At 39.1% G+C, this 1349-nt stretch carries 1 protein-coding gene; it reads left to right on the forward strand.

The features are described 5' to 3' along the window. The first annotated feature begins 275 nt into the window (after nt 1–275). The gene (locus GMES_RS11265) at nt 276–677 is read left to right on the forward strand and encodes a hypothetical protein (RefSeq protein ID WP_085949607.1); all 402 of its coding nucleotides are present in this window, start codon (nt 276–278) and stop codon (nt 675–677) included. Nucleotides 678–1349: the final 672 nt, after the last annotated feature.

Below are 1349 nucleotides of genomic sequence, written 5' to 3' on the forward strand. Positions count from 1 at the left end.
AGTTCAGCCCTGAAAATTGACCATTTTTATCATGGGTGTCTTTCTTTTCTGCCCTTTCTTTTCTTTGGGCATTGCTTTTTGAGCAAATCGTGTAAGATAGAAATATCATGCATGGTGTTATTCTTTGCCCATAACAGCTTGGTTAGTTTTTGGCGAAATCCTCTTTCTTGATAAAAGACATCAAATAGTACCGTGCGTGTCTATATTATTGTTTCTGCTCATAATTATGAGGGGATTCGTTAGATGCGGGCGTTATGGCTTATCTAAGGAAGAGTATGTACTTTAAATCTAAGTGTTGTAAATCACAGGTAATGATCGCCCTTGTGTCTATATTCTCATGTGTAAACACATACGCTTCTGATACCAATAGTGAAGAAATTCATAATTTGTTATCTGGCAACTCTATTAAAATTATAAATAGGTTTGCGGAGAGTATTATGTATTTTGAATCAGATGATTCATTTAAAAGCTTTGCTAAACAAGGACTATTGAGCGGTGGTAAATGGCGGGTAACGAGAGACAGCATGTGCGGAACTACACTTCCTCAGCCATATAATCCGCCCAGAGAATTTTGCCTTTACCTAAAAGGTCGTAAATTGGGAGAAAGCTGGAGTGAATCAAGTGAAACACATGGTGAAATTAAGCGAACCATACTGAAGGGTCATCCTAAATTGTAGTTAAGTGTTCAATTGATATGTCGACATACCAAGCGCATGTTGTCGGACTGGTTTTCCGCTGCGCTCCAGACCTTCCGCAAATGCTAGCGTTAAAATCATCAAGCTCGAAAGGCTGCTTATCGCCCATAGCAGATCTAATCAACTGTACGATTTGGTCGAATCCATAATTTTAAAATGTCAGATTAGATATGAGCTACTACATATTAGATGAAGCTTGTTTCTTCAATGGTTATTCCTCGTGATATCTGTATTTCACGTTGAAAGCTTCGCTCTTGCTCTTGCTCTTGCTCTTGCTCTTTCTCTTTCTCTATCTTTATCGCGAATTAACCCATTGTTGACGGGGCGTAAGCTTTAAACAACCTCTCAATGTAGGCGCGTATTCAACTACTTGTCTTGGTATTGGTTGTAGCGCTGATATTAGCTCTCATGTTGGCGCTGTATATGCTACTAACAAAGACAGCCATCTTTAAAATCGTATAAAAAACTCTCCTGCATAGGGGAAAATACTCCTCAATGGGCGTTAAAGTTCTTTTGATCTGAATGATTGGGGATTTTTACTGGAATATTGAGCATTGACGGAGAAAACGGCGCGCAAGGTCAATTTTCAGGCAGGGGGAGTAGGCTACAAAAGATGCATTAGATGTGTTAATTGCAATGTCTTATGCGCGTTTT

The organism is Paraglaciecola mesophila KMM 241 (assembly GCF_000315015.1).
Classification (GTDB): domain Bacteria; phylum Pseudomonadota; class Gammaproteobacteria; order Enterobacterales; family Alteromonadaceae; genus Paraglaciecola; species Paraglaciecola mesophila.